General features: G+C 71.2%; 24 protein-coding genes. 7 read left to right on the forward strand and 17 right to left on the reverse strand.

What is annotated here, in order from left to right; all coding sequences use genetic code 11:
- Positions 1 to 54 precede the first annotated feature (54 nt).
- The gene (locus ACFWA9_RS14890) at positions 55 to 594 is read left to right on the forward strand and encodes a TetR family transcriptional regulator (protein WP_352294059.1); all 540 of its coding nucleotides are present in this window, start codon (positions 55 to 57) and stop codon (positions 592 to 594) included.
- Positions 595 to 738: 144 nt separating this feature from the next.
- On the opposite strand, the gene ACFWA9_RS14895 is transcribed toward ACFWA9_RS14890, so the two are convergent.
- The 15 genes from ACFWA9_RS14895 to ACFWA9_RS14965 all read right to left on the reverse strand — a co-directional run bounded on the left by ACFWA9_RS14895 (position 739) and on the right by ACFWA9_RS14965 (position 14,850).
- Positions 739 to 1,161, reverse strand: coding sequence for a holo-ACP synthase (locus tag ACFWA9_RS14895; protein WP_380387141.1), 423 nt, complete (start codon positions 1,159 to 1,161; stop codon positions 739 to 741).
- 85 nt (positions 1,162 to 1,246) lie between these two features.
- A complete protein-coding gene (locus ACFWA9_RS14900; RefSeq protein WP_380387144.1) occupies positions 1,247 to 2,407 on the reverse strand; it encodes an acyl-CoA dehydrogenase family protein in 1,161 nt (386 codons plus the stop codon).
- The gene (locus ACFWA9_RS14905; protein ID WP_380387147.1) at positions 2,400 to 3,041 is read right to left on the reverse strand and encodes a hypothetical protein; all 642 of its coding nucleotides are present in this window, start codon (positions 3,039 to 3,041) and stop codon (positions 2,400 to 2,402) included. The genes ACFWA9_RS14900 and ACFWA9_RS14905 overlap by 8 nt, the downstream gene beginning before the upstream one ends.
- A complete protein-coding gene (locus ACFWA9_RS14910) occupies positions 3,041 to 3,886 on the reverse strand; it encodes a hypothetical protein (protein WP_352294068.1) in 846 nt (281 codons plus the stop codon). Before ACFWA9_RS14910 ends, ACFWA9_RS14905 begins: the two co-directional genes overlap by 1 nt.
- Positions 3,887 to 3,897: 11 nt before the next feature.
- Positions 3,898 to 4,152 (reverse strand): phosphopantetheine-binding protein, encoded by a 255-nt coding sequence (locus ACFWA9_RS14915; RefSeq protein WP_329485900.1) that lies wholly within the window; start codon positions 4,150 to 4,152, stop codon positions 3,898 to 3,900.
- Between the two features lie 141 nt (positions 4,153 to 4,293).
- Positions 4,294 to 5,568 (reverse strand): type III PLP-dependent enzyme, encoded by a 1,275-nt coding sequence (locus tag ACFWA9_RS14920; protein WP_380387151.1) that lies wholly within the window; start codon positions 5,566 to 5,568, stop codon positions 4,294 to 4,296.
- Entirely contained in the window at positions 5,565 to 6,932 is a 1,368-nt protein-coding gene (locus ACFWA9_RS14925) for a hypothetical protein (protein WP_380387153.1), read from the reverse strand. The genes ACFWA9_RS14920 and ACFWA9_RS14925 overlap by 4 nt, the downstream gene beginning before the upstream one ends.
- Entirely contained in the window at positions 6,929 to 7,888 is a 960-nt protein-coding gene (locus ACFWA9_RS14930; RefSeq protein ID WP_352294074.1) for a 3-oxoacyl-[acyl-carrier-protein] synthase III C-terminal domain-containing protein, read from the reverse strand. The genes ACFWA9_RS14925 and ACFWA9_RS14930 overlap by 4 nt, the downstream gene beginning before the upstream one ends.
- Positions 7,889 to 7,976: 88 nt before the next feature.
- Positions 7,977 to 8,804: an SAM-dependent methyltransferase gene (locus ACFWA9_RS14935; RefSeq protein WP_352294076.1), complete on the reverse strand. Its 828-nt coding sequence runs from the start codon at positions 8,802 to 8,804 to the stop codon at positions 7,977 to 7,979.
- A 12-nt stretch (positions 8,805 to 8,816) separates the two neighbouring features.
- Positions 8,817 to 9,065 (reverse strand): phosphopantetheine-binding protein, encoded by a 249-nt coding sequence (locus tag ACFWA9_RS14940; RefSeq protein ID WP_329485905.1) that lies wholly within the window; start codon positions 9,063 to 9,065, stop codon positions 8,817 to 8,819.
- A 178-nt stretch (positions 9,066 to 9,243) separates the two neighbouring features.
- A complete protein-coding gene (locus tag ACFWA9_RS14945; RefSeq protein WP_380387158.1) occupies positions 9,244 to 10,089 on the reverse strand; it encodes a hypothetical protein in 846 nt (281 codons plus the stop codon).
- On the reverse strand, positions 10,089 to 10,955 hold the full coding sequence (locus tag ACFWA9_RS14950) for a diiron oxygenase (RefSeq protein ID WP_380387161.1): 867 nt from the start codon (positions 10,953 to 10,955) through the stop codon (positions 10,089 to 10,091). The genes ACFWA9_RS14945 and ACFWA9_RS14950 overlap by 1 nt, the downstream gene beginning before the upstream one ends.
- Before the next feature lie 187 nt (positions 10,956 to 11,142).
- Entirely contained in the window at positions 11,143 to 12,141 is a 999-nt protein-coding gene (locus tag ACFWA9_RS14955; RefSeq protein WP_380387163.1) for a LuxR C-terminal-related transcriptional regulator, read from the reverse strand.
- Positions 12,138 to 12,905, reverse strand: a complete 768-nt coding sequence (locus ACFWA9_RS14960) for a thioesterase II family protein (protein ID WP_380387166.1) — start codon at positions 12,903 to 12,905, stop codon at positions 12,138 to 12,140. Before ACFWA9_RS14960 ends, ACFWA9_RS14955 begins: the two co-directional genes overlap by 4 nt.
- Positions 12,906 to 13,617: 712 nt before the next feature.
- On the reverse strand, positions 13,618 to 14,850 hold the full coding sequence (locus tag ACFWA9_RS14965; protein WP_380387169.1) for an MFS transporter: 1,233 nt from the start codon (positions 14,848 to 14,850) through the stop codon (positions 13,618 to 13,620).
- A 334-nt stretch (positions 14,851 to 15,184) separates the two neighbouring features.
- On the opposite strand from ACFWA9_RS14965, the gene ACFWA9_RS14970 reads away from it, so the two are divergent.
- Complete coding sequence (locus tag ACFWA9_RS14970; protein WP_380387171.1) at positions 15,185 to 15,532, forward strand: ArsR/SmtB family transcription factor; 348 nt, start codon at positions 15,185 to 15,187, stop codon at positions 15,530 to 15,532.
- An 87-nt stretch (positions 15,533 to 15,619) separates the two neighbouring features.
- A complete protein-coding gene (locus ACFWA9_RS14975) occupies positions 15,620 to 16,246 on the forward strand; it encodes a pyridoxamine 5'-phosphate oxidase family protein (protein ID WP_352294090.1) in 627 nt (208 codons plus the stop codon).
- A gap of 110 nt (positions 16,247 to 16,356) precedes the next feature.
- Here the strand turns inward: ACFWA9_RS14975 and ACFWA9_RS14980 are convergent, their stop codons facing one another.
- The gene (locus tag ACFWA9_RS14980; protein ID WP_380387175.1) at positions 16,357 to 16,512 is read right to left on the reverse strand and encodes a BBE domain-containing protein; all 156 of its coding nucleotides are present in this window, start codon (positions 16,510 to 16,512) and stop codon (positions 16,357 to 16,359) included.
- Positions 16,513 to 16,612: 100 nt separating this feature from the next.
- Between ACFWA9_RS14980 and ACFWA9_RS14985 the strand changes: the two genes are divergently transcribed.
- The 4 genes from ACFWA9_RS14985 to ACFWA9_RS15000 all read left to right on the forward strand — a co-directional run bounded on the left by ACFWA9_RS14985 (position 16,613) and on the right by ACFWA9_RS15000 (position 19,676).
- Positions 16,613 to 16,735, forward strand: a complete 123-nt coding sequence (locus ACFWA9_RS14985) for a hypothetical protein (protein WP_380387177.1) — start codon at positions 16,613 to 16,615, stop codon at positions 16,733 to 16,735.
- 77 nt (positions 16,736 to 16,812) lie between these two features.
- A complete protein-coding gene (locus ACFWA9_RS14990) occupies positions 16,813 to 18,357 on the forward strand; it encodes a flavin-containing monooxygenase (RefSeq protein WP_380387180.1) in 1,545 nt (514 codons plus the stop codon).
- Positions 18,341 to 18,481 (forward strand): DUF6891 domain-containing protein, encoded by a 141-nt coding sequence (locus tag ACFWA9_RS14995; protein WP_380387183.1) that lies wholly within the window; start codon positions 18,341 to 18,343, stop codon positions 18,479 to 18,481. The genes ACFWA9_RS14990 and ACFWA9_RS14995 overlap by 17 nt, the downstream gene beginning before the upstream one ends.
- A 601-nt stretch (positions 18,482 to 19,082) precedes the next feature.
- On the forward strand, positions 19,083 to 19,676 hold the full coding sequence (locus tag ACFWA9_RS15000) for a hypothetical protein (protein ID WP_380387186.1): 594 nt from the start codon (positions 19,083 to 19,085) through the stop codon (positions 19,674 to 19,676).
- Positions 19,677 to 19,818: 142 nt separating this feature from the next.
- Here the strand turns inward: ACFWA9_RS15000 and ACFWA9_RS15005 are convergent, their stop codons facing one another.
- The gene (locus tag ACFWA9_RS15005; RefSeq protein ID WP_380387189.1) at positions 19,819 to 20,421 is read right to left on the reverse strand and encodes a hypothetical protein; all 603 of its coding nucleotides are present in this window, start codon (positions 20,419 to 20,421) and stop codon (positions 19,819 to 19,821) included.
- Between the last annotated feature and the right edge of the window lie 226 nt (positions 20,422 to 20,647).

Genomic DNA, 20,647 nt, shown 5'->3' on the forward strand with positions numbered 1-20,647 from the left:
TGAGGACGGTACCGCTCGGTGCCGTTTGGGGTCAAGATCCGCTACCGTGGACCCATGGCGACCCATGCACGCGACCGCCTCCTCCAGACCGCGGAGGAGCTCTTCTACGCCGAGGGGATCCACGCCGTCGGCGTGGAGAGACTGCTGGCCGTCTCCGGGGTCGGCCGGGCCTCCTTCTACCGGCACTTCACCGGCAAGGACGCCCTGGTGGCGGCCGTCCTGACCCGTCGGGACGAGAGCTGGCGCGCCTGGCTCGAAGACGCCGTGGACGCCCGCGGGGGCGGACCGCTCGCGGTCTTCGACGCCCTCGCGGAGGGGGCGGCGGACGTCAACTTCCACGGCTGCGCGTTCATCAACGCGATGGCGGAGGTGTCCGACCCCGCCAGCGAGGTGTACCGGCTGGCGGCAGCGCACAAACAGGCGGTGACCGACTTCCTCGACCGCCTGCTCGAAGCCGCCGGGCACAGCCGGCACTCCGAACTCGCGCCGCAGTTCGCCCTGCTGATGGACGGCGCCATCGTCACCGCGATGCGCGAGCGCAACGCCGCACCGGCCCTGCTGGCCCGCCGGATGGCGGAGCGGCTCCTCGACTGAGCGCCGCCCCCGCCCCGGGAGGACCGGCGCGGCCCCGGCGGCCCCCGCGTCGGTCGGGCGGGCGGCGGCCCGGCCCGGGGCGGGCGGCGTCTGCGGCGGCGGTGGCACGGGCTCTCCCCCTCTCTCGACTGTCCGGTTCGTCGGTCAGGGCCGGTGCCCGGACCGGGCCACCGGCGGTGCGTCCGCCGCGGCCCTGCCCGCTGTCCCGATGGCGGCGGCGATGACCAGACCCCGCTTGTGCGTGATCGAGACCCCGATGGCCGCGATGCCGCGCTCCCGGGCCCTCAGCGCGGCCTCGCCGCCGAGCCGGACCACCGGCGCCCCGCCGTCGGTGCGCAGGACGCTCACCTGCCGGGGGGTCACTCCCCCGCCGAAGCCCGTGCCGATCACCTTCAGCACGGCCTCCTTGGCCGCGAACCGGCCGGTGAGGAACTCCCGGGCCCGCTCCGCCCCGTAGGAGTCCGCGATCTCCAGCTCCGCCGGCGCGTAGGCGTACACCCGGAACCAGGGCTGCCCGAGCAGCGCCGCCAGCTCGCCCTCCTGGAGGACGTCGACACCGATCCACACGGTCAGCGCACCCCCCGCCGAGGCGGCCGGACGACGCCGGCGCGGACGACGGGCACGGCGCGGACGGCGCCGGCGCGGACCGGGCTCACCGGAGGAACGTGCCCTTGAGCACGCCCTGGAAGACGGCCAGCCGCTGGATGTGCCCGGTGCCCTCCATGAACTCGAAGGCCCGCGCGTCCCGGTACAGCTTGTCGAGCAGCGGATCCGCCAGCAGGGCGCCCGGGCCCAGCAGCTCGGCGGCGGCCAGGGTGCTGCGCTCGGCGAGCTCGGCGGCACGCGTCTTGACCCCGGCGATCCGGTCCGCTCCCGTCCGGCCCGCGTCGATCGCGGCGGCCACCTCGTAGTTCCGGTGCCGCAGCGCGGCGAGGGCGTCCACCAGCTCGTCCAGCCGCAGCCGGTCCGTACCGGTGAGCCCCGGTCGCTCCTCCCGCACGTGGTCCAGCACCGCGCGGACCAGCCCCAGCGCCGTCCCGGCGAGCACCGGACGGAACCGCTGCAAGGTCCGGATGGCGCCGACCAGCCCGCGCCGGCTGGGCTTGAGCGTCTCGTAGCCGAGGATCTGCTCGCGCTCCACCCGGACGTCCTCGAACCAGATCGCGGAGATCCGCGCGCCGCGCAGGCCGACGGTCGGGATCAGCTCGGCCCGCAGGCCGGGCGCCGTGGTGTCCAGCAGCACCGCCTCGATGCCGAGCGGTCCCGGTGCCCGGCGGCAGAACACCACGCCCAGCTGGGCGAAGGCGGCGTTGCCCACGTAGCGCTTGGCGCCGTTCAGCCGGAAGCCGTCCCCGTCCGGGGTGAGCGCCGTCTCCAGTTCGGCGGCGGCGGACCCCTTCTCGGGCTCGGTCAGTCCGAAGAAGGTCCAGGTCGACCCGGGGGCCGCCACGCGCTCGTAGTAGGCCTGCCGCTGCTTGTCGTCACCCAGCGCGGCGACCGCCACGCCGGACATCAGCGGGCCGGGGCAGGCGAGCATGAAGCCCGCGTCTCCATAGCTCAACTCCTCGATGGCAATCGAGTGTTCGAGGCAGGAGCTCATGTCGTAGGTGTGTCCGTCGATGCGCAGCGGCCGCTCCAGGTACTCCACCGGGACGGTGGCCTTGCGCATGATGTCCACCACGGGGAGGTGCAGCCAGCGGTCGATCGCCTCCGGGTCGCGGTCGATCTCCAGACCGATCCCGCGCAGCTCTCCCGCGGACTCGCGGATGTGGGACCTGAGCGCGGCTGTCCGGTGCGGGTCCGGCTCACTCATTCCCGTCCTCGTCTCGTTCTCGGCGGTCCGGCAGGAGGTAGGTGTTGCCCAGCAGTTCGGCGAGGTACAGCAGCCGGCCGGGGCCGTCGGCCTCGAAGCCGCTCGCGCCGTACAGCTTGATCGCGACGCGGCCCGCGTCCACCAGCCCGCGGTGGATCCGGTGGCGGCGCGCGGCGGTGCGGTCGGGGATCGCCAGTAGGTCGGCCGCCTCGGTGAGGGCCAGCGCGACGTCGGCCACCGCGCTCCGCACCAGCTGACGGTTGAGCAGGGTGGCGCCCTCCGAGGTGCGGTCGTTGAGCCGGACCACGACGGCGTCGAGCAGCCCGCGGAGCAGCTCCCGGTGGAGCCGGAGCAGCCCGTCGGCGAACAGCTCCCGGGCCCGGTCCGGCGACGGCACCCCGGGGCCGGTCACGGCGAGCGCGTCGAAGCCGCCCGGCACCGGGGCGCCCTCCGGCAGGCGCCCGGCCGAGGCGACGGCCCAGCCGGCGGCCGAGCTGACCAGCGCGCCCGGGCCTGCCAGCTCGTGGCAAGCGTCGAGCGCGGCGGCGAAGTTCCGCAGGGCCGCCGCGGCCCCGGCGCTACCGGTGCCGGCGCCGCCGGGCGCCGTCCAGGGCGGGGTGTCGACCGGCGGCATCAGAGCGCTCCCTCGCCGGAGGCCGCGGTCCCGGCGGAGTCCGAGGCCAGCACGGCCAGGTGGCTCTCGCCGGAGCGCGGGTCGGTGTCGCAGAGGAGCACCGTGGCGTACCGGTGCTGCCAGGAGCGCCAGTTCCGGGCCAGTGCCAGCCAGACGCTGGTGCAGTAGCTGCCGGGCTCCACCCGGTGCCGGGGGCCGTCCTGGTCCAGCCCCCGCCGGTCGAACCAGGGCCCGGTGACCACCAGCGTGCCCGCCGGGTCCTTGGCGGCCAGCTCCCCGAGGCGGTCGAGGGGCGACTCGGTGGCGGGGATGGTCTCGACCCCCGCCACCCGGGGTCCGCCGGTGGTGCCGAGGACCAGCACCACCCCGGAGTCGACCAGGCCGTTGTCGTGGACCAGGGGGAACCGGGTCGGCAGGGTGGTCTGTTCGAGGACGGCGAGCACCGCCGTGCGGCTCCGGCCGGCCCGCTGGAAGGCGGAGACGACCCGCAGCGCGGTGAACGGTGCGGCCAGGCCCTGCTGGCCGATGCCGAGGTTGTTGGCGGACCCGCCGCCGAGCAGCCGGTCGAGGTAGGGCGCGATGGCGACGAACGGCGTCACGTCCGGCAGTGCCTGCGCCACGATCACCAGGTCGGGCGCGCTGTCCCGGACGCCCTCGATCGCCGCGAGCCGGTCGACCAGGTCGCGGTGGGTGACGTTCGGCGCGGCGCGCAGCAGGTCCGGCGCCACCTCCAGGCCGAAGGGCTCGACCAGGTCGCGGTAGTAGGAGAGCGTCGCCGGGTCCTCGTCGTACGGCCGGCGCGGCGGGGAGACCACCGCGCCGGCGCCCTGGAGGGTCGTGGACATCGCGGTCTCCCTCATGCCCCGTCGGCCTGGGCCAGGACGTAGTCGGTGAGGGTGCCCACCGACTTGAAGTCGTCCATGTCCAGGGCTTCCGGGTCCACCGAGATCTCGACCGTGTCCTCCAGGACCATCAGCAGTTCCAGGACGGATGTGGAGTCCAGGTGCAGGTCCTCGAAGAGCCGGGCGTCCTCGGTGATACCGGTGACGGCCCGCTCCAGGACCTCGCTGAGAGCGGCCTCCACCGCGGACACCACGTTCTGACGTTCCATCTTCCGGTTCACTCCTCTGTGCCGGGGCTGTCGGGGTCTGTCGGGGCTGTCGGGTTGTCGGTGGCTCTGCCACGGTCGCGCGGTCGGGGACTTCGCGGCTGCCGGGGCTGCCGGGAACGGCCGGGAACGGCCGCCGACCGGTCAGTCGAAGTCGACGAGGTGCTGCTTGGCGAGGATCTCCTCGTGGCGGTCCCGCTCCCGGACCAGGTGCGCGGCACCGTTGTGGACCAGGACCTCGGCGGGGAATCCGTGGCTGAGGAAGAGCCCGGGGGAGGCGGTCGGCCCGTAGGCGCCGGAGCGCTCGACGCCCAGCAGGTCGCCGGCCTCGACCGGCGGCAGGGCGACCTTCTTGCCGATGACGTCGTTGGGCGTGCAGAGCGGCCCGGTGACGGTGTACGTGTCGCTGGGCTCGTCCCGGTACCTGGTGAGCGAGCGGATCGGGAAGTTGCGCTTGACGAAGCTGCCGACGCCGACCGCCGCCATGTGGTGGTTGGTGCCGCCGTCGGCGACCACGAAGCGTTCGCCGAGGGACTCCTTCACGTACAGCGCGCGCACCACGTACGTACCGGCGTGCGCGGTCAGGTAGCGGCCGAGCTCGTTGATCAGCCGGCAACCGGGGTGTGTCCGGACGAAGGGCTCGACGACCTCGTTGATGCCGGCGAGGACGGCCCCCAGGTCGAGGTCCTTCTCGTTGTCGAAGTAGGCGACGCCGAAGCCGCCGCCGAAGTCGACGGTCTCCAGCGGGATGCCGAGCGTCTGCGACAGCTCCTCGGCGGTCGCCAGGATCTGCCGGGTGTTGTGCACCAGGTCGTCGGCGTTCAGGAACCGGGTGCCCATGTAGGCGTGGAAGCCGCGGACCCGGACCCGGCGCAGTGCGTCGATCACCGGGCGGGAGCGGCGCAGCAGTTCCGCGTCGATGCCGAACTGGCGCGGTTTGCCGCTCATGGCGAGGCCCGAGCCCTTGGTGTGGAAGTCGGGGTTGACCCGGAGCAGGACCGGCACCTCCGCCCGCCCGGCCTGTTCGGCGATCTCCTCCAGGAGGCGCAGCTCGTCCAGCGACTCGCAGACGATGGCGTGCAGGTTCGCCGCGACGCACGCCTCCAGCTCGGCGCGGGTCTTGCCCGGCCCCAGGAAGATCACGTTCTCCGGCGCGATGCCGGCCCGCTGGACGGTCATCAGCTCGACCAGGGAGGAGATCTCGGCGCCGGCGCCGAGCGAGCCGAGGTAGCCGCAGACGGCGACGTTGGGGTTGGCCTTGAGCGAGAGGAAGACGTCCACCGCGGGGTGGAGCCCCTCGCGCAGCGACTGGTAGACGGTGCGCAGCACCTCGGCGTCGTAGACGAACAGCGGGGTGCCGAACTGCTCGGCGATCCGCGAGACCGGTACCCCCTGCACCCTCAGTTCGCTGGTGTTCATGGCGTCCTTTCGGTGGTGCCGAGACGGTGGAGCGCCTCGGTGGTCCGGCGGTCGAGGTCGCCGAGGCCGTGCCGGTCGGCGGCGAAGAGCAGGGTGTAGAGCCGGCCGTCGAACGGGAGGGAGGTGCCGGCCTGCGCGTTGACCGTGCCGAAGCAGGTGACGACCAGCCCGGTGCCGTCGACGGGCGGCCGGGCGAGGTCCCCGAGGGCGTGGGCCACCTCGTCGAAGGAGACCGGGGCGGAGATCCGCAGTGGGTAGTGCTTCGCCAGCGCGGCCCCGCCCGGGGCGAGGAAGCGCTCGGTGACCTGCCCCTGGTAACTGGACATGTTCAGACGGGCGTTGATCTCCAGGACGGGGTACACCAGATCGTCCTGCCCGAGCAGCGCGTCCACGCCGACCACGCCGAAGAAGCCGTCCTCGAAGAGCCGGGCGCCCAGCCGCTCGGCGGCGGCGACGAGGCCCTCGTACTGGACGGGCGAGAGCGCGGCGGGCATGGCGTGCCCGAGGTGGACACCGCCGGAGGTCAGGGCCTCCTTCGCGAAGTCGAACCTCACCCGCCCGTCCCGGGCGATGGTGAACTGGTAGTTGAGATCGAACCGCTTGGGCAGGAACCGCTCGACGACGACGTGGATCGCGTCGTCCCCGCTGCTCCGCGCGCGGCGGTCGACCATGCGCAGCAGCCGGTCGGCCTTCTTGCGGCTGTCGAGCACGATCAGGCCCTTACCGGAGACGCCGTAGGCGTCCTTGACGATCACCGGCCCGCCGTCGCCCAGCGAGTCATCGAGCGCCCGGTGGAGCTCGCCCACCGTCTCGCAGGTGAAGCCGGGGATCGCCCGCAGGCCGAGCTCCTCGGTCAGCCGGCGGCTGTAGATCTTGCTGTTGACCCGCGCCGAGGTCTCCGGACCGGGCACCGCGGGGCGCAGCCCGGTCCGCCGGCAGATCTCCTGCTCCAGGGGGGAGTTGCCCATCGGCATCAGATAGGCGCCGCCGCCCGCGAGCACCCGCAGCCGGTCCAGCAGCTCCGGGGAGTCGAGGACGGCCCCGCTGGTGCCGTCCTCGCCGGCCGGCGCCCGGGTGATCAGTTCGGTGGGCGCGCCGAGCCCGGTCTTCTCCGCGTACGCGCGGTAGCCGGGATCGAGCGGGCGGTCGAGCAGCAGGTGGTCGGTCGGCTCGGCGAGCAGGGCGCCGAGCTCCTCCATCCGCTGCACGGTCGCGGCGGTGGTGGTGATCCGCGCCGCCGGGAGCCCGGTGTGGCCGCGCGCCCACTGGTTCTCCACCTCGAAGTTGCAGAGCCAGACGAACCGCGCTTCGCGGTCGCCGGTCAGCGCCTCCTTGAGGTCCGCCGTGTAGGCGGTGCCGGTCATCGGGTGCCTCCCTCGCGGTGGGTGATGACCATGGCGCCGAAGGTGGCGCCCAGGCCGACCGAGACCAGGACGTAGTGGCCGCCGTCGACCAGCCGGCCCCGCTCGCGCAGGGTGGTGTAGTTGAGGAACACGTCCGAGGCGAAGCAGTGGCTGTAGAGCGGGATGTTGTCCAGGAAGAAGCGGTCCGGGTCGGCGCCCATCCGCTGGATGGTGTGGCGCCAGGACACCGCGTTGACGTTGTGCGGGATGACCAGGTCGATCTCGTCGAAGCTCAGGCCGGCCCGGCGGACGGACTCCTCGATGACCTCGCCGAGCACGGTGGCGTAGTCCTGGCCGAAGGCGCTGATCTCCTGCGGGGTCATCTCCAGTCCCGCCGCGTAGGCGCCGAGGGTGCGGGTCAGGTACGAGCGCACCTCGTCGCCGGGGCCGCCGACGGTCAGCAGGCAGGCGGAGGCCGCGTCCGCCATCACCGCGCTGTTCGGGATCAGCTGGACCTTCGGGGAGTACGCCCGCTCCCCCGTGACCATCAGCGCGTACGCGCCCTCGGGTGCCTCGGCCCGCAGCAGCTCGCCGGCCAGGTCGATGGCGCCGAGGCTGCTGACGCACGCCTGCTGGGTGAGGGCGAAGGCCTCGGCGTCGTGCAGCCCCAGCTTCGCCCGGATGACCCGGGCGGCGTCGATGTGCGGCGGGGCGAGCGTCTGCATGGTGTGCGCGTAGATGACGTAGTCGACCCGCCGTCCTTCGGGAAGCGCCGCCAGGGCACGGCGGGCCGCGGGAAGCACCAGGTCGAAGAGGCCGGTGCCGGGATCGAACCGCAGCCGGTCGAGGCCGTAGATCTTCCGGAACACGCCCACCTCGGCGCGGCGCAGCCCCAGGCTCTCGGCGAGGTCGTCGATCCGCACGCTCCGTTCGGGGAGGAACGACTCGATCCGCTCCAGTGTGGTCACGCCACCCATCCGGGAACTCCTCTCATCCGCCCGCTCCTCCTCCGCTCGCTCCTCATCCGCCCGCTCCTCCTCCGTTCCCTCCTCATCCGCCCGCTCCTCAGCGGCCGGCGAACTCGGCGCGGACCAGCCAGCTGCGCGCCACGCCCCGGCGGTCGCGGGGCTGCACCTCGTACGGCCAGCGCCCCTGGCCCGCGCCGGGCTCGCCGGGCTCGCGCAGCTCGCGGACCTTCCAGCCGGCACCGGCCAGGAACTCCTCCGGCTCGTCGGTGCCGAAGAGCCAGGGCGTGCCGTCCTCGCGCAGGCCGGCCAGGAAGGCCCTGGAGAAGGGGCTGCGCAGCAGCGCCCGGCTGGCGAAGTCGACGGCCAGCCGGCTGCCGGGGGCCGAGACCGAGCCGAGCACGCCGAGCAGGTGGGAGGCCTGCTCCTCGGTGAGGAAGAACATCAGCCCTTCCGCGACCCAGAGCGTGGGCAGTTCCGGGTCGAAGCCGGCGCGGTGCAGCGCGGGCAACCACTCCGTGGCGAGGTCGGCCGACACCTCGCGGCGCTCCACCGTGGGCTCGGCCCCGAGCGCGGCCAGCCGGGCACGCTTCTCGTCGATGAGGCCGCCGTGGTCGACCTCGTACACCGTGCTGCCGGGCGGCCAGGCCAGCCGGAACGCCCGGGTGTCCATCCCCGCGGCGACCAGGACCACCTGCCGGATGCCGCTGTCCGCCAGCAGCGCCTCGATGCTGTCGTCCAGGTACTTGGTGCGGATGGCGATGAACGGGATCAGGCCGCCGCCGCCGTACTTGTCGAGGAGCTCGAAGCCGCGCGGGGCCGCGAGATCGCGCGCGAACCTGTCCTGGAACATGGCGTCACCGGGGCGCTCGGACTCGACGGCGCGGGCCGCGGCGGTCCACTGGGCCGTGTACGAGACAGCTTCCATGGGGACGGCCTCCTACGGGAGTCGGGCCGGGGTGAAGAAGGCCTTCTCGATCGACGAGAGGGTCTGGAGGTCCTGCATGTCGATGCTGTCGAAGTCGATCTCGACGCCGCTGGCGCTCTCGATCGTGTAGACCAGCTCCACGAAGGAGAGCGAGTCGACGAGGCGGCTCTCGATGAGGTTCTCGTCGGGCTCGATGGATTCCCGGTCCGGGTGCCTGGCCAGGATCCACTCGCGGACCTGGTCGATTCCTGCCGAAGCCATTGCCACTCCTCGGGTGTTGGGGCGATAGGGCGATAGGGCGATAGGGCGATCCGGGCATGCTCGGGCCGTGCCGGATGCGCTCGGGACGTACGGGATCCAGGCGGCCCGTGCCGGATGCGCTCGGGCCGGTGCGGGATCCACTCGGCCCGGTGCGGGATCCACGCGGAGGCTCCGCGGCTCAGGCGAGCTGCCGGGCCGCGGTCCGCACCGCGTCCAGGGCCTCGACCGCGTCGCCGTGGTGCAGGTCGACCAGGACCGAGAGCCACCGCTCCAGGCCGAACGCCACGCAGCTGGTGAAGACGAACTCGTTCTCCGGCCCGCGGATGTCGCAGCGCTCGCCGAAGAAGTTGCGGTGCGTGTTGACGGAGGAGACGGCCAGGTCGCCGACCTGGAACTCGTACTTGACCGGGCTGAGCTTCTGGAGCAGGGCGCGGGCGCCGTCGGCCCGGAAGAACGGGTCGAAGGCGGGCACCTTCTCCAGCCGCAGGGACAGCGCGTCGGCGAACGCGGCGATCCGCTCGGCGAAGGACCCGAGGACCTGCTGCGTGTGCTCGTACGAGCCGAGTGCGACGACCTCGCGCATCTGGAAGCTGAGCAGCCGCCGCAGGCCCTCGTACCGCTCCTCGTTGCGGAAGCAGCGGTTGACCAGGGTGATCAGCGCATCCGCCGCCACGACGGACTTCTCGTAGTACAGGAAGGCGCTGTAGCAGGTCGCGTGGGGCAGGCCGACCTGTGCGCCGCGCAGTGCGGCGGGCGCGAACCGGCCGTCGACGGGCTTGTTCTCGCCGCTCTCCAGGTCGAGTCCGGCACCGACGAGGGCGAGGTGCGGGAAGTTGACGTAGACGTCGAACTTCTCCAGGTCCGACACCGGGTACAGCGGCGGCGGGAGGATCTCGCGGGCTCCGGCGGAGCGGCCCCAGCCGGCGAACGTCCGGTCGAGTTCGAGGAGCAGGTCGGTCTGGTCCGGGTCGAGGATGACCAGTCCGCCGGTGGGGCCGGTGGTTCGGGGGGCGGTGCCGGCCATCAGATGAGCCCCGTCTTCTCTAGGTACTTGGCGGTCTTGCGGTAGACGCTCTGCTCGAACTCGGCGCGCTGCGGGGATTCGAGGAGCTGCCGGCGCAGGCCGTGCGGGTCCTTGATGCCCGCGTCCCGGTACACCTGCGGGCTGTAGAGCGTCTCGAAGCTGTAGGTCATGTAGCGCCGGATGTAGCCGGCGATGTCCCGCATCTCCTCCTCGGTGGAGGTCTGCCGGACGTCGGCGGCCAGCGCGGTGACCAGTTCACGGCCGAAGGCGATGTGCCGCGACTCGTCCTGGTGGTGGATCCGGTTGATCCCGCGGATCGTCTCGTGCAGGCGGTCGTCCAGCGCCATCCGGGAGTTGAAGTGGTCCACCAGCTCCTCGAAGATCAGGATCCGGGCGAAGACCAGCAGGCTCTCCACGTTCGAGCGGGGGATCTCGACGTTCGCACCGACCGGCTGCCGGTAGATCTTCCTGCCGTAGCGCAGGCAGAACTCGGCGAAGAACCACATGTGCTCGTTCTCCTCACCGATGAAGTGGTGGAAGAAGTCCGAGGGCGTCTCGAAGCCGGTGGTGTGAATCCGCTTGGTGACCTCGATGAGAAGTTCCCGGATTCCGTGCACATTGAGGCTGTAGAAGTTGATGCTCTCGTACCGCGACAGTGCGTGGAGCTCCCTTTCGGTGAGCCGCCGGGCGGCCTCGGTACCGTGGGTGGTGGTGAGTTCGGGGCTCATCCACCACATCTCCTCGGGCAGGCTGTCCGGCCATTCGAAGAGTTTGTAGGGGTTGTAGTAGTCATCGATCGACTTCGTGGTCAGACGGTCGAGTATTTCCAGGAACCGGCCGTCCTGGTCGATCAGTTTGCTGACCATGCTGGCGTTGACCTCCGAGTTTCCCCGGCCGCCTCGTGGTGACCGGCGGCTCCAATGCCGTGCCGTTTTCCGGCACTCTTCGAAGGTAGGGAAGTCCCGGCGGGCGCCGCAATGACCTGATGTGGTGTGGCCACATACGGCCATATCGAAGCGGCGACGCCCGCCGGGACCGACGGCACCGGGCCGGTCAGCCGGCGGCGCCCCGGACCGGCAGGAGTCCGGCCTGGACGGCGGCCGCGCCCGCCTGGAACCGGCTCTCGGCGTTCAACTCGTCCATGATGGTGGCGAGGTGACGGCGGAAGGTGCGCGAGGACATGCCGATGCGCCGGGCCACCACCTCGTCCTTGAGCCCCGAGGCGAGCAGTTCCAGGATGGCGCAGCGGACCTCGTCCAGGGTCTCGCCGTACCTGACCACGTTCGAGTCGATGTCCGTCCCGGACGCCCAGGCGTGCTCGTAGGAGCGCACCAGCCGGGCGACGATGGCCTGCTCGTAGACGACGGTGACGCCCGCGTCGTCGCCCCCGGGGTCGGCCAGGAAGGCCACCTCGCCACCCACGATGACCAGGCGCTCGAAGGCCTGGGTCGAGGTGCGGACCCGCGCGCTCGCCTCGGCCAGCGTCCGCAGGCTGCCGCGTGAGGCCAGGCTGCTGCGGGCGGTGTGCGGGTACAGGACCTGAATCGGGACCCCGGGCGGCAGCGCCGACAGGCCCAGCACGTGCGAGTCCTGCCCCTGGACCGGGGCGAACGGCTCCATGACGAGGATCTCGGACGGGCGGTCGCGCAGGGCGTCCGCCATCCGCAACCCGGTCTGCTCCCGGTCCAGCCCGCTGAGCACCGGCTCCCTCCGCAGCCGGGTGCGCTGGAGGCTGCTGTAGGTGTCGGCGAACGAGCCCAGCGTGTCCTGGAAGTCCGTCAGTTCACGGCGCTTCTCGCGGATCGTCTGCTCCAGCGGCATGAGCAGTTCCAGTTGGGCGATCTCGGGGCTGCGCGCCACGAAGCGCCCCTGCTCCTGGCAGTACCTGACGAGCTTCAGGCAGCGCAGGGCGGCGAGCGCCTGTTCCGCCCGCTCGGCCGTGATGCCCAGGTCGGTGGCGAGCTCGGGGAGGGTCACCCCCTTGGCCACCAGCAATCGCTCGTAGACCCGGACCGCCAGCTCCTCGTCGATCGAGCACAGTCCCCGCTTCACGCTCTGTCTCCGTCCGCTCGTCCGGTGGATCCGACACCCAGATCCGCGGTGATCGTCGCGACCACCGCGGCCAACTGCTGATCGAGGAAGAAGTGGCCACCGGGGAAGGAGGTGAGCCGGAACTCCCCTGTGGTGTGGCCCTTCCAGCCGAGCGCCGCCGCCGGGTCGAGATACGGGTCGGCGTCCGCGAACAGGAAGGTGACCGGACAGGTCACGGTGGTGTCGGGCCGGGCGGTGTAACGGGAGTTGGCCCGGTAGTCGTTGCGGATGACGGTCAGGATCGACTCGCGGTACTTCGGGCGGTCCAGCAGCCTCGCCGGGATCCCGCCCAGCTCCCGGAGTTCGTCCAGGACCTCGTCGTCGCCCCGGGGGATGTTCAGGCCGAGGCCGGCGGACGGCGAGCGGCGGCCCGAGACGAACAGCCGCACCGGCGCCCGCCCGGCCGCCTCCAGCCGGCGGGTCACCTCGAAGGCGACGACCGAGCCCATGCTGTGGCCCAGCACGGCCAACGGCAGGTCGTCGAAGCCGAGCAGTTCGGTGCCGATCCGGTCGGCCAGCGCGCCGATGTCGTCGATCCCGCGCTCCCCGGACCCGCCGCGCCGCCCGGGGTACTGGACCGACAGCGCCTCGACGCCGCCGGGAAGGGCGGCCGAGAGCCGGCGGTAGGTGCCCGCCGAGGCCCCGGCGTGCGGGCAACAGACCAGGCGCAGCCCGGCCTTCGGTGCGGGGTCGAATATCTGGATCCATCCCGTGTTATTGGTCAAGCCTTGTTCTTCCATCCCAGTTGTCCCGTCCTATCCGATCACTGGGCAGCGGAGACGCAAATGATTGACGCAGGCGTGGAAGTTCTTCGGTGAGGAGAGTCGGCAGAAGGCAGGTGCGGCGCTTTCCTCGGGCCGTGATCGCCGTCGGGGCGGAGTCGACGGCGGCAACTCGCGTTCTCCATGGTGAGGGCCGCAACACGGTTCGCGGCGACAGCAGTTGCCAGGACGTCAGCTTACCTTGCGCCACTTTCATGTCAACCAATCAGAGTCCGTGTGCGACGTGTTCTCCGTGGGACTGCTGGTGAGGATTGGAAGGCCACGAAGGAACACGCACCATCCTGCCCGGACGCACCCGGGAGGCGCCTCGACCACCTCTTTCGCGACCGCCCGCCCCCGGGATCGCGGTCCGTACCGCAACGAAGCGGTGGCGAAGGCCATTCACCTCTATGACAGAGATATCTCGACGGCGCACATCGCCTATCCGCGGAACGGCCCCGCGAAGTCCGCCCCTGCACCACCCGGAGGCCTGCACGGCCTTCTTCGGCGTCAAGCCCGCGTACTTCTTCGGTGACGAGGTCGCAAAGGAGGCCGATTCGGCGCCGTCGAGGTGGCTCCGCCGGTCGGCCCTGTCGGCACTGTCGGCCCTGTCGGCACTGTCGGCACTGTCGTCAGCGGCGGCAGCGGCGGCAGCGGCGGCCGCTGCCCGGCGGCCTCACTCCGCGGCCGAGGACACCGGTGCGGCAGGCGGCTCGGCGGGCGCCGTGCGGCCGTCCGCCCGGCCCGAGATCCAGGCGAGGCCGGCCGCCGACACGGCGAAGGCCGCCGCGACCGGGAGCAGGTGCCCGGCGGAGCCGAACGCCTTCAGGCCGACCGCCCCGAGGGCGCTGGACAGCGAGACCGCCAGGTACAGCACGGCCGCGTTGAGCGAGACGACGAGGGACTCGGAGCCCGCCGGGGCGAGCGCGATGATCCGCTGCTGCTGCGGCGCGGTCAGCGACCAGGAGGCCACCCCGCAGAACGCCACCGACACCAGCGCGGCCGCGAACGAGCCCCGGGCTTCCAGCATCGCCAGGAAGACGGCCGCGAGCCCCAGGGTCGCGGTGATCACCACCTTGCGCGGCCCGTACCGGTCGGCGAGGTGCCCGGCCATCAGGTTCCCGGCGGTGCCGGCCACCCCGAAGACCAGCAGCAGCAGCGACACCCGCGCACCGTGTCCCCCGACGGCCGGCGCGAAGACGGAGCTGATGTACGTGTAGGGGAGGTAGACGCCGACGAAGGCCAGCAGGGTGCAGGCGAGCACGCCGGCCACCCGCCGATCGGTGAGCGGGGACAGGCGCCGGCGCAGCCCGGCCGCGGTGCCGAGCCTGATCTCGGGCAGTCGCAACGCGATCACGGCGGCGACCGGGACGGCCAGGGCGGTGACGAACCACATCGTCGCCCGCCAGCCGATCGCGTCGCCGAGGGCGGTGCCCAGCGGCGCGCCGAGGGCGAGCGAGGCGGTCAGGCCCACGGTCACGATGGCGATCGCCCGGCCGCGGTGGCGCTCACCGGCGAGCGCCGCCGCCGTGGCGCCCGCGTTCGGAGTGAACATCGCCGCACCGGCCGCCGCGATCACCCGCGAGGCCAGCACCAGCCCGTAGCCGGGGGCGACCGCCGTCACCACGTTGCCCACCCCGAACACCAGCAGCGCCGTGACCAGCACGGTACGCCGTGACCAGGTGCCGGTCAGCGCCGCCAGAACCGGGGAGAGCACCGCGTAGGCGAGGGCGAAGACACTGACCAGCTGGCCCGCCGCGGCGACATCGACGTGCAGTGAGCCGGCGATGTCGGGGAGCAGGCCCGCGATGACGAAGGCGTCGGTGCCCACGGCGAAGGTACCGAGGGCCAGGAGCGTCGCGGCGGGTCCCCAGGGGGCCGCCAGGGACGCGTCGGCGGGGTCGGTCACGGTGCGACTCCTGGTTCGATGATCGGCGTCTGTTACGACCGGCATCGTAACGGTCGGGGACTCCCCCACTGGTGCCGACAGCCCGGCCGACCGTCGGGTTCCGGCCAAATGCCCGTCGGAGAAGTTCCGTTGAAGCCTTCGACGGCCGACGACCACGCGGCGGGGTCGGTCACGGTGCGACTCCCCCGCGGCGGCCGAAAGACGCCAGAAAGGTCGATGTCCATCGGACAAGACGACTACTATCGAAGCACGGAGAGCCTCCTGCCGAGCGGCCCGGGCGGATGGGTATCGTCGGCACCGGTGCACGGCCGCACCGACGAGCAGGGTGGAGCGGATGAACGCGATCGAGGAGACCTGGCTGCCACAGCCCGACCTGGCGGCGGTGGACATCGGCACCGTGCTCCAGGCGCTGGCCGATCCGGTGCGCCTGCAGATCCTCCGGGCGCTCGACGCCTCCGCCGAGGAGTCGTGCACGTCGCTGGACCTCCCGGTCAAGCGCTCGACCGTCTCGCACCACCTGCGCACCCTGCGCGAGGCCGGTGTCGTGGCGACCAGGCTGGTCGGCAACATGCGGCTCAGCCGGCTGCGCCGGGACGACCTCGAAGCCCGTTTCCCCGGACTCCTGACCTCGATCCTCACGGCCGCCCCGGCGACCGCCCCACCGGCCGTCCCGACCGGCTGACCCGGCGGGCCCGGTGATCCGGACCGCCACCGCACCGCCGCGCCATCGCGTCCACCCAACCGCCCCACCGGCGAGAAGGAGCACAGCATGGGCCGCTACGCCCACCTGGCGTACACCGACGAGGTGCGCCTGGTCCAGAAGGAACAGGGAAGCGAGTTGTCGGCCATCCGCCAGCTCGCGCACGGCGACGAGCCCGAGGAGCTGACGGACGCCGAGACCGACTTCATCCAGTCCCGCGACGGGTTCTACCTGGCCAGCGTCAGCGAGACCGGGTGGCCGTACGTCCAGTTCCGCGGCGGCCCGCCCGGCTTCGCCCAGGTCGTCGACGAGCGGACGATCGCCTTCGCCGAGGTGCGCGGCAACCGCCAGTACATCAGCACCGGCAACATCCGCGCGGACGGCCGGGTGGCGCTGTTCTTCATGGACTACGCCCGCCAGGCCCGGCTGAAGCTCTTCGGCCGGGCTTCGGTGCAGGACCTGGAGACGAATCCGGAGCTCGACCGGCGCCTGCTCGCCACCCGGACCGGGGGGCGGGTCGAACGCCTGATGACCATCCACGTCGAGGGCTACAACTGGAACTGCCCCCAGCACATCACCCCGCGCTTCTCCGAGGCCGAACTCCGGCCCCACCTCGACCAGTTGCAGGACCGGCTGGCCGCATTGGAGGAGGAGAACCGCCTCCTGCGGACGCAACTGGAGCAGCGCGCCGGGTAGACCCGCCCGAAGGTGCGCGGACCCGAGAACGCCGCCCCTCCTTTACTCCGGCGCCTTTCACCTGCATCTCCTCTGCTGACCGGATGGCCGGCATGGCTCTGCGTGTGCGGTCAGGACGGCAGGGTGACCGACTGGGCGCGGTGGAAGACGTTCTTCTCGTCCCAGGTCTTCTTGGCCTTCAGCAGTCGGGCGTAGTTCTGCTCGTTATCACGCGGTCGGCGTCTCCGCGCAGCCCAGGGGCGCGATCCATCATCCGGGGTCAGCAAAAGGTCAGCAAGACCCGGGGGTCAGCCAGCATGGCAAGCACACGTCTCATCCGCGGCCACCCTCACGAACCACCTCCTGCCTACCCTTGGCAGCCGCCGCATGAGCACCTTCGACCACAAGGTCGTGGAAGGGTTCCTCACCGGCGGCGGCCGCTTCTTGGAACTGGACCACTGGCTCAAGCCCTCGTGCCCGGGGCCTTTCCCAGGGCGCACCCATGCGTGAGCGAAAACGTACCTCTGTGCCGTGCCACTCGTTGGTACTTCTGTAGCGGTCGCGAGCATGGGACGGGGAGACTGGCGATGGGTGACGTAGCGGCGCTGGACGGTCCACAGGAGGTGGAGACGGTGGTCATCGGCGCCGGCCTGTCGGGAGTGGCTGCCGCCGTCACCGTCCTCCGGGCCGGCCTCGACGACGTCGTCGTCCTGGAAAGCACCGACCGGCTCGGCGGCACCTGGCGCGACAACACCTACCCCGGATGCGGCTGCGACGTGCCGTCGTTGCTGTACGAGTACTCCTTCGCGCCCGGGCCCTGGACGCGCACCTTCGCCACCCAGCCGGAGATCCTCGCCTACCTCCGGAGCACCGCGGCTAGACACGGCATCGACCATCTGATCCGCTACAAGACCGAAGTCAGAGGCGGCCATTGGGACGCCACGAAGGGACGCTGGCTGCTGGAGACCTCGGCGGGGACGTACGCCGCCCGGGCAGTCATCGTCGCTACCGGCTCCTGGAACCGGCCCCGCCACCCCGACCTGCCCGGACTCACGGCCTTTCCCGGTGACATCTTCCACTCCGCCCGATGGGACCACGACGTCCAGCTGGCCGGCCGCCGTGTGGCCGTCGTCGGTAACGCTGCCTCCACCGTGCAGTTCCTACCGGACCTTCAACGCCACGCGGCGAGCGTCGACATCTTCCAGAGCACCGCCCCGTGGGTGCTACCCAAACCGGACGTATCCCTGCCCGAAACCGTACGCCGCCTGCTCCAACGCAGCCCCGCTGCCCGGCGCTTCGCGCGCGCCGCGCAGCTGGCGGCGCAGGAGACCATCGGCCTGGCCCTACGCCATCCGCACCTGCTGCCGCCACTCGAAGCCGCAGCGCGCCTGCACCTGCGCCGCTCGGTGCCCGATCCCGACCTGCGCAGGTCCCTCGCCCCTGGCAACCGCCTCGGCGCACGACGCCTGCTCACCTCGGACACCTACTACAAGGCCGTCGCTCGGCCGCACGTGCGCCTGCACCCCACCAGGGCGTCGCATATCGAGGGCGACGAGATCGTCGGCGACGATGGGCGGAGGGCGGCGGCGGACGTCCTCATCCTGGCCACCGGCTTCCACATCGGTGAACTGGCAATCGCCCCAAAGCTCTATGGCCCGCGCGGCCAGAGCCTGGCGGACGCCTGGCGCGCGGGGCGCCATGCCTATCTGGGCACCACCGTCAGCGGCCACCCCAATCTCTTCCTGCTCCTAGGACCGAACCTGCTCAGCGGCACCACCGCCGTGCCCACCATCCTCGAAGCGCAACTCCGGTATGTGACGGCCGCCCTCACCCATCTGCGCCGCAGCGGACAGGCAGCGATGGACGTCCGCCAGGAAGTCCAGGACGCGCACAACACGGCCCTGCAGGCAGCCCTCACCACGACCGTCTACGCCACCGATCCGACCGGCTACTACTTCACCCCGCCAGGTCTGAACACCTTCTGCTGGCCGTGGTCCACCCGCCGCCTGCGTCGCGCGCTCCATTCCTTCGACCCCTCCGTCTACACCTGGTACCCGCCCGGTCCGGCCGCACTGCCACTCCCGACCCAGCGCACGAGGAAGGTGCCCGCTCCGTATGTCGACCCGAGCTGACACACCAGCGGGCCAGGGGCTGATGCTGCTCTACGGCGGCTTCGACGGCTCGTCCGAGACCACCGCGACCATCGGCCACGAGGTCGTAGCCGCCCTCGAAGCGGTAGACCTCCCCGTCGAGTGAGACCTCGACCCCGGCCGGGCCCTCATCATCACGCCCCTGGCCTGGCGGCGCCTGGTCGGATAGAGAACCTCGTCAGACCTTTCGGCAGCACGTCAGAAGCACCGTGAAGTCAGCTGCGACGCGCTGCTGCGGCGCGAGGGCCCTCATGCCGTCAGAGGCAGGTGGACGGGGGCGGGATGCGGGCCAGAAGTTGGTGAGCGGCTCCGGGCAGGTGCGCGGGGATGTCGTCCGGGTACGCGGGTCCGGACGGGCCCGTGAGCGCCCGTACCGCGCCAACCATGGGTGCCAACGGTGTTGTCAGGTTGAGCGGTGTCCTTCTTCGGTGGCGTGATCATCTCATGGGACCGTGCGACTGTTGCGGCCCGAAGCAGGCGGAACTACCCGGCGGTCGCTCTTCTACCTGCCGCTTGAGCTGATTTCATCGGGGTGAAGTAGAGCCACGGATTCGGTCTGTTGGGGAGCCGCTGGTTCTTCGGTGAGTTCGGGAGCCAGTAGGTGTGATGGTGTGGAACATGCCGCTTTCGGAGTAATCGCGGTGGCTTGGGCCGTTCGGCCGTCACGCCGTGCCTGTTGATCACGGTCCAGGTCAGGGAGACCGCTGGTGCCCAGGTCACGTGAGTGGCTGTTCGAGAGGATCCGCCAGGCTCACCGCGAGCAGGGGCTGTCGGGACGGGAGCTCGCCGCGCGGTTCAAGGTGTCGCGGAACACGGTGAAGAAGGCGTTGGAGTCGCCGGTGCCGCCGAAACGCAAGTCGCCGCCGCCGCGCAAGAGCGTGCTGGAGCCGGTGAAGGGCGTCATCGACGCGATGCTGCGCGAAGACCTGGACGCGCCCGCGAAGCAGAAGCACACGGTCCCACGGATCATCGAGCGCCTGGCCGCGGAGCACGACTTCGAGCTGGCCCGGAATCCGCAGCCGCCTGGCGGACCTTCGTGCCCGGTGTCGAGCCGCGGCGGTGCCGGCCGAACCACCACAACCGCCGTCGGCACCTTCTGGCTCGACCGCCTCGTCAAACGGCTGCCCGTCGGCCTGGACCGGCTCCGACAGGACCGCATCCTCGAAGAGGCCGCCGCCACCGGAGCCGACCCCCTGCATCTCGCCCACGTCTTCGCACTCAGCGCCAGGGCCAGGGCCAGCCTCCGTTACGCCAATGCCGCTTCCGAGTCTGCCGCAGAACAGACCGAAAGAAGGCCCTGAGCAGCCACTTCGACGCCTCGCTGGCAGCACGGTTCATTGGTCCGTATCTGGCGATCGGCAGGTACGGACCGGGGCCACCGCTCCAACAGGCCTGGCCTTGTTCGACATCCCACCCCGAGGGTGATGTCACCGAACGGAATAGCTACTCCCAGGGGTTGTTGCCCGACTCCCATTCCGCCGCCTCGTCTTTGTCGTGCAGGAAGCGCGGGTCCGCCATGCCCTGGAGCGAGCTGTCGCTGATCGGCCACTGCTGCCACTCGTCGCGCAGCAGCTTGAGCAGGAACTCGGCCATACCGCACGGGTACACCGACCATTCGAGGTTAACGCGCGAGTACACCGCGACCGGCCATCGGTCCGGGTCCGGATCCGTCGTGATCCAGCACAGCGTGTCGGCCGCGGCTGTCCCACCCCATATGAGCAGGTCCTCCAGCCGATGCTGGCCCCTGTCGGCGGGAGCCCACTGGTTCGCCGCGTAGTCCGCGAGCGCTGCCTCCGAGAGCCTTGAGACCGTGATTACCTGCAGCTCGTTCGAAGTGACGGCGGGGATGTGAACGCCGACCATTTCCTCGATCGAACCGCTGCCGAAGGCTGCGACGAAGGCCCGGTAGTCAGCTGGGAATGACGTTCCGTAGACCCTCTCCGCCGCACTCCAGTCGACAGTGTCCCCGCAGGTGGGCCCGATGCACGACAGCACTTCTCCGATGCTCGCCATGGCGGCGATTGCGGCGGACTGGTCGTCATTCACGCTACGGCTCCCATCGGGTCGGGGCGTCCTTGCCCATGTTGTGCCATTGTCCATCCTTCAGTCGTACCGGGTTCCGCACCCCAGGAGGACAGGACCCGAAGACTGCTCACGACCACACACCGGCCCTAGTGCTGCAACGGTGCTTACCGTGACTACTGTTGGGTTCGCTCGTTGGGCTGTTCATGGGTGGGGACATATCCGAGGTCGATGCTCGTCGGTGGTCAGA

The sequence above is a fragment of the Kitasatospora sp. NPDC059973 genome, assembly GCF_042737525.1.
GTDB lineage: Bacteria > Actinomycetota > Actinomycetes > Streptomycetales > Streptomycetaceae > Kitasatospora.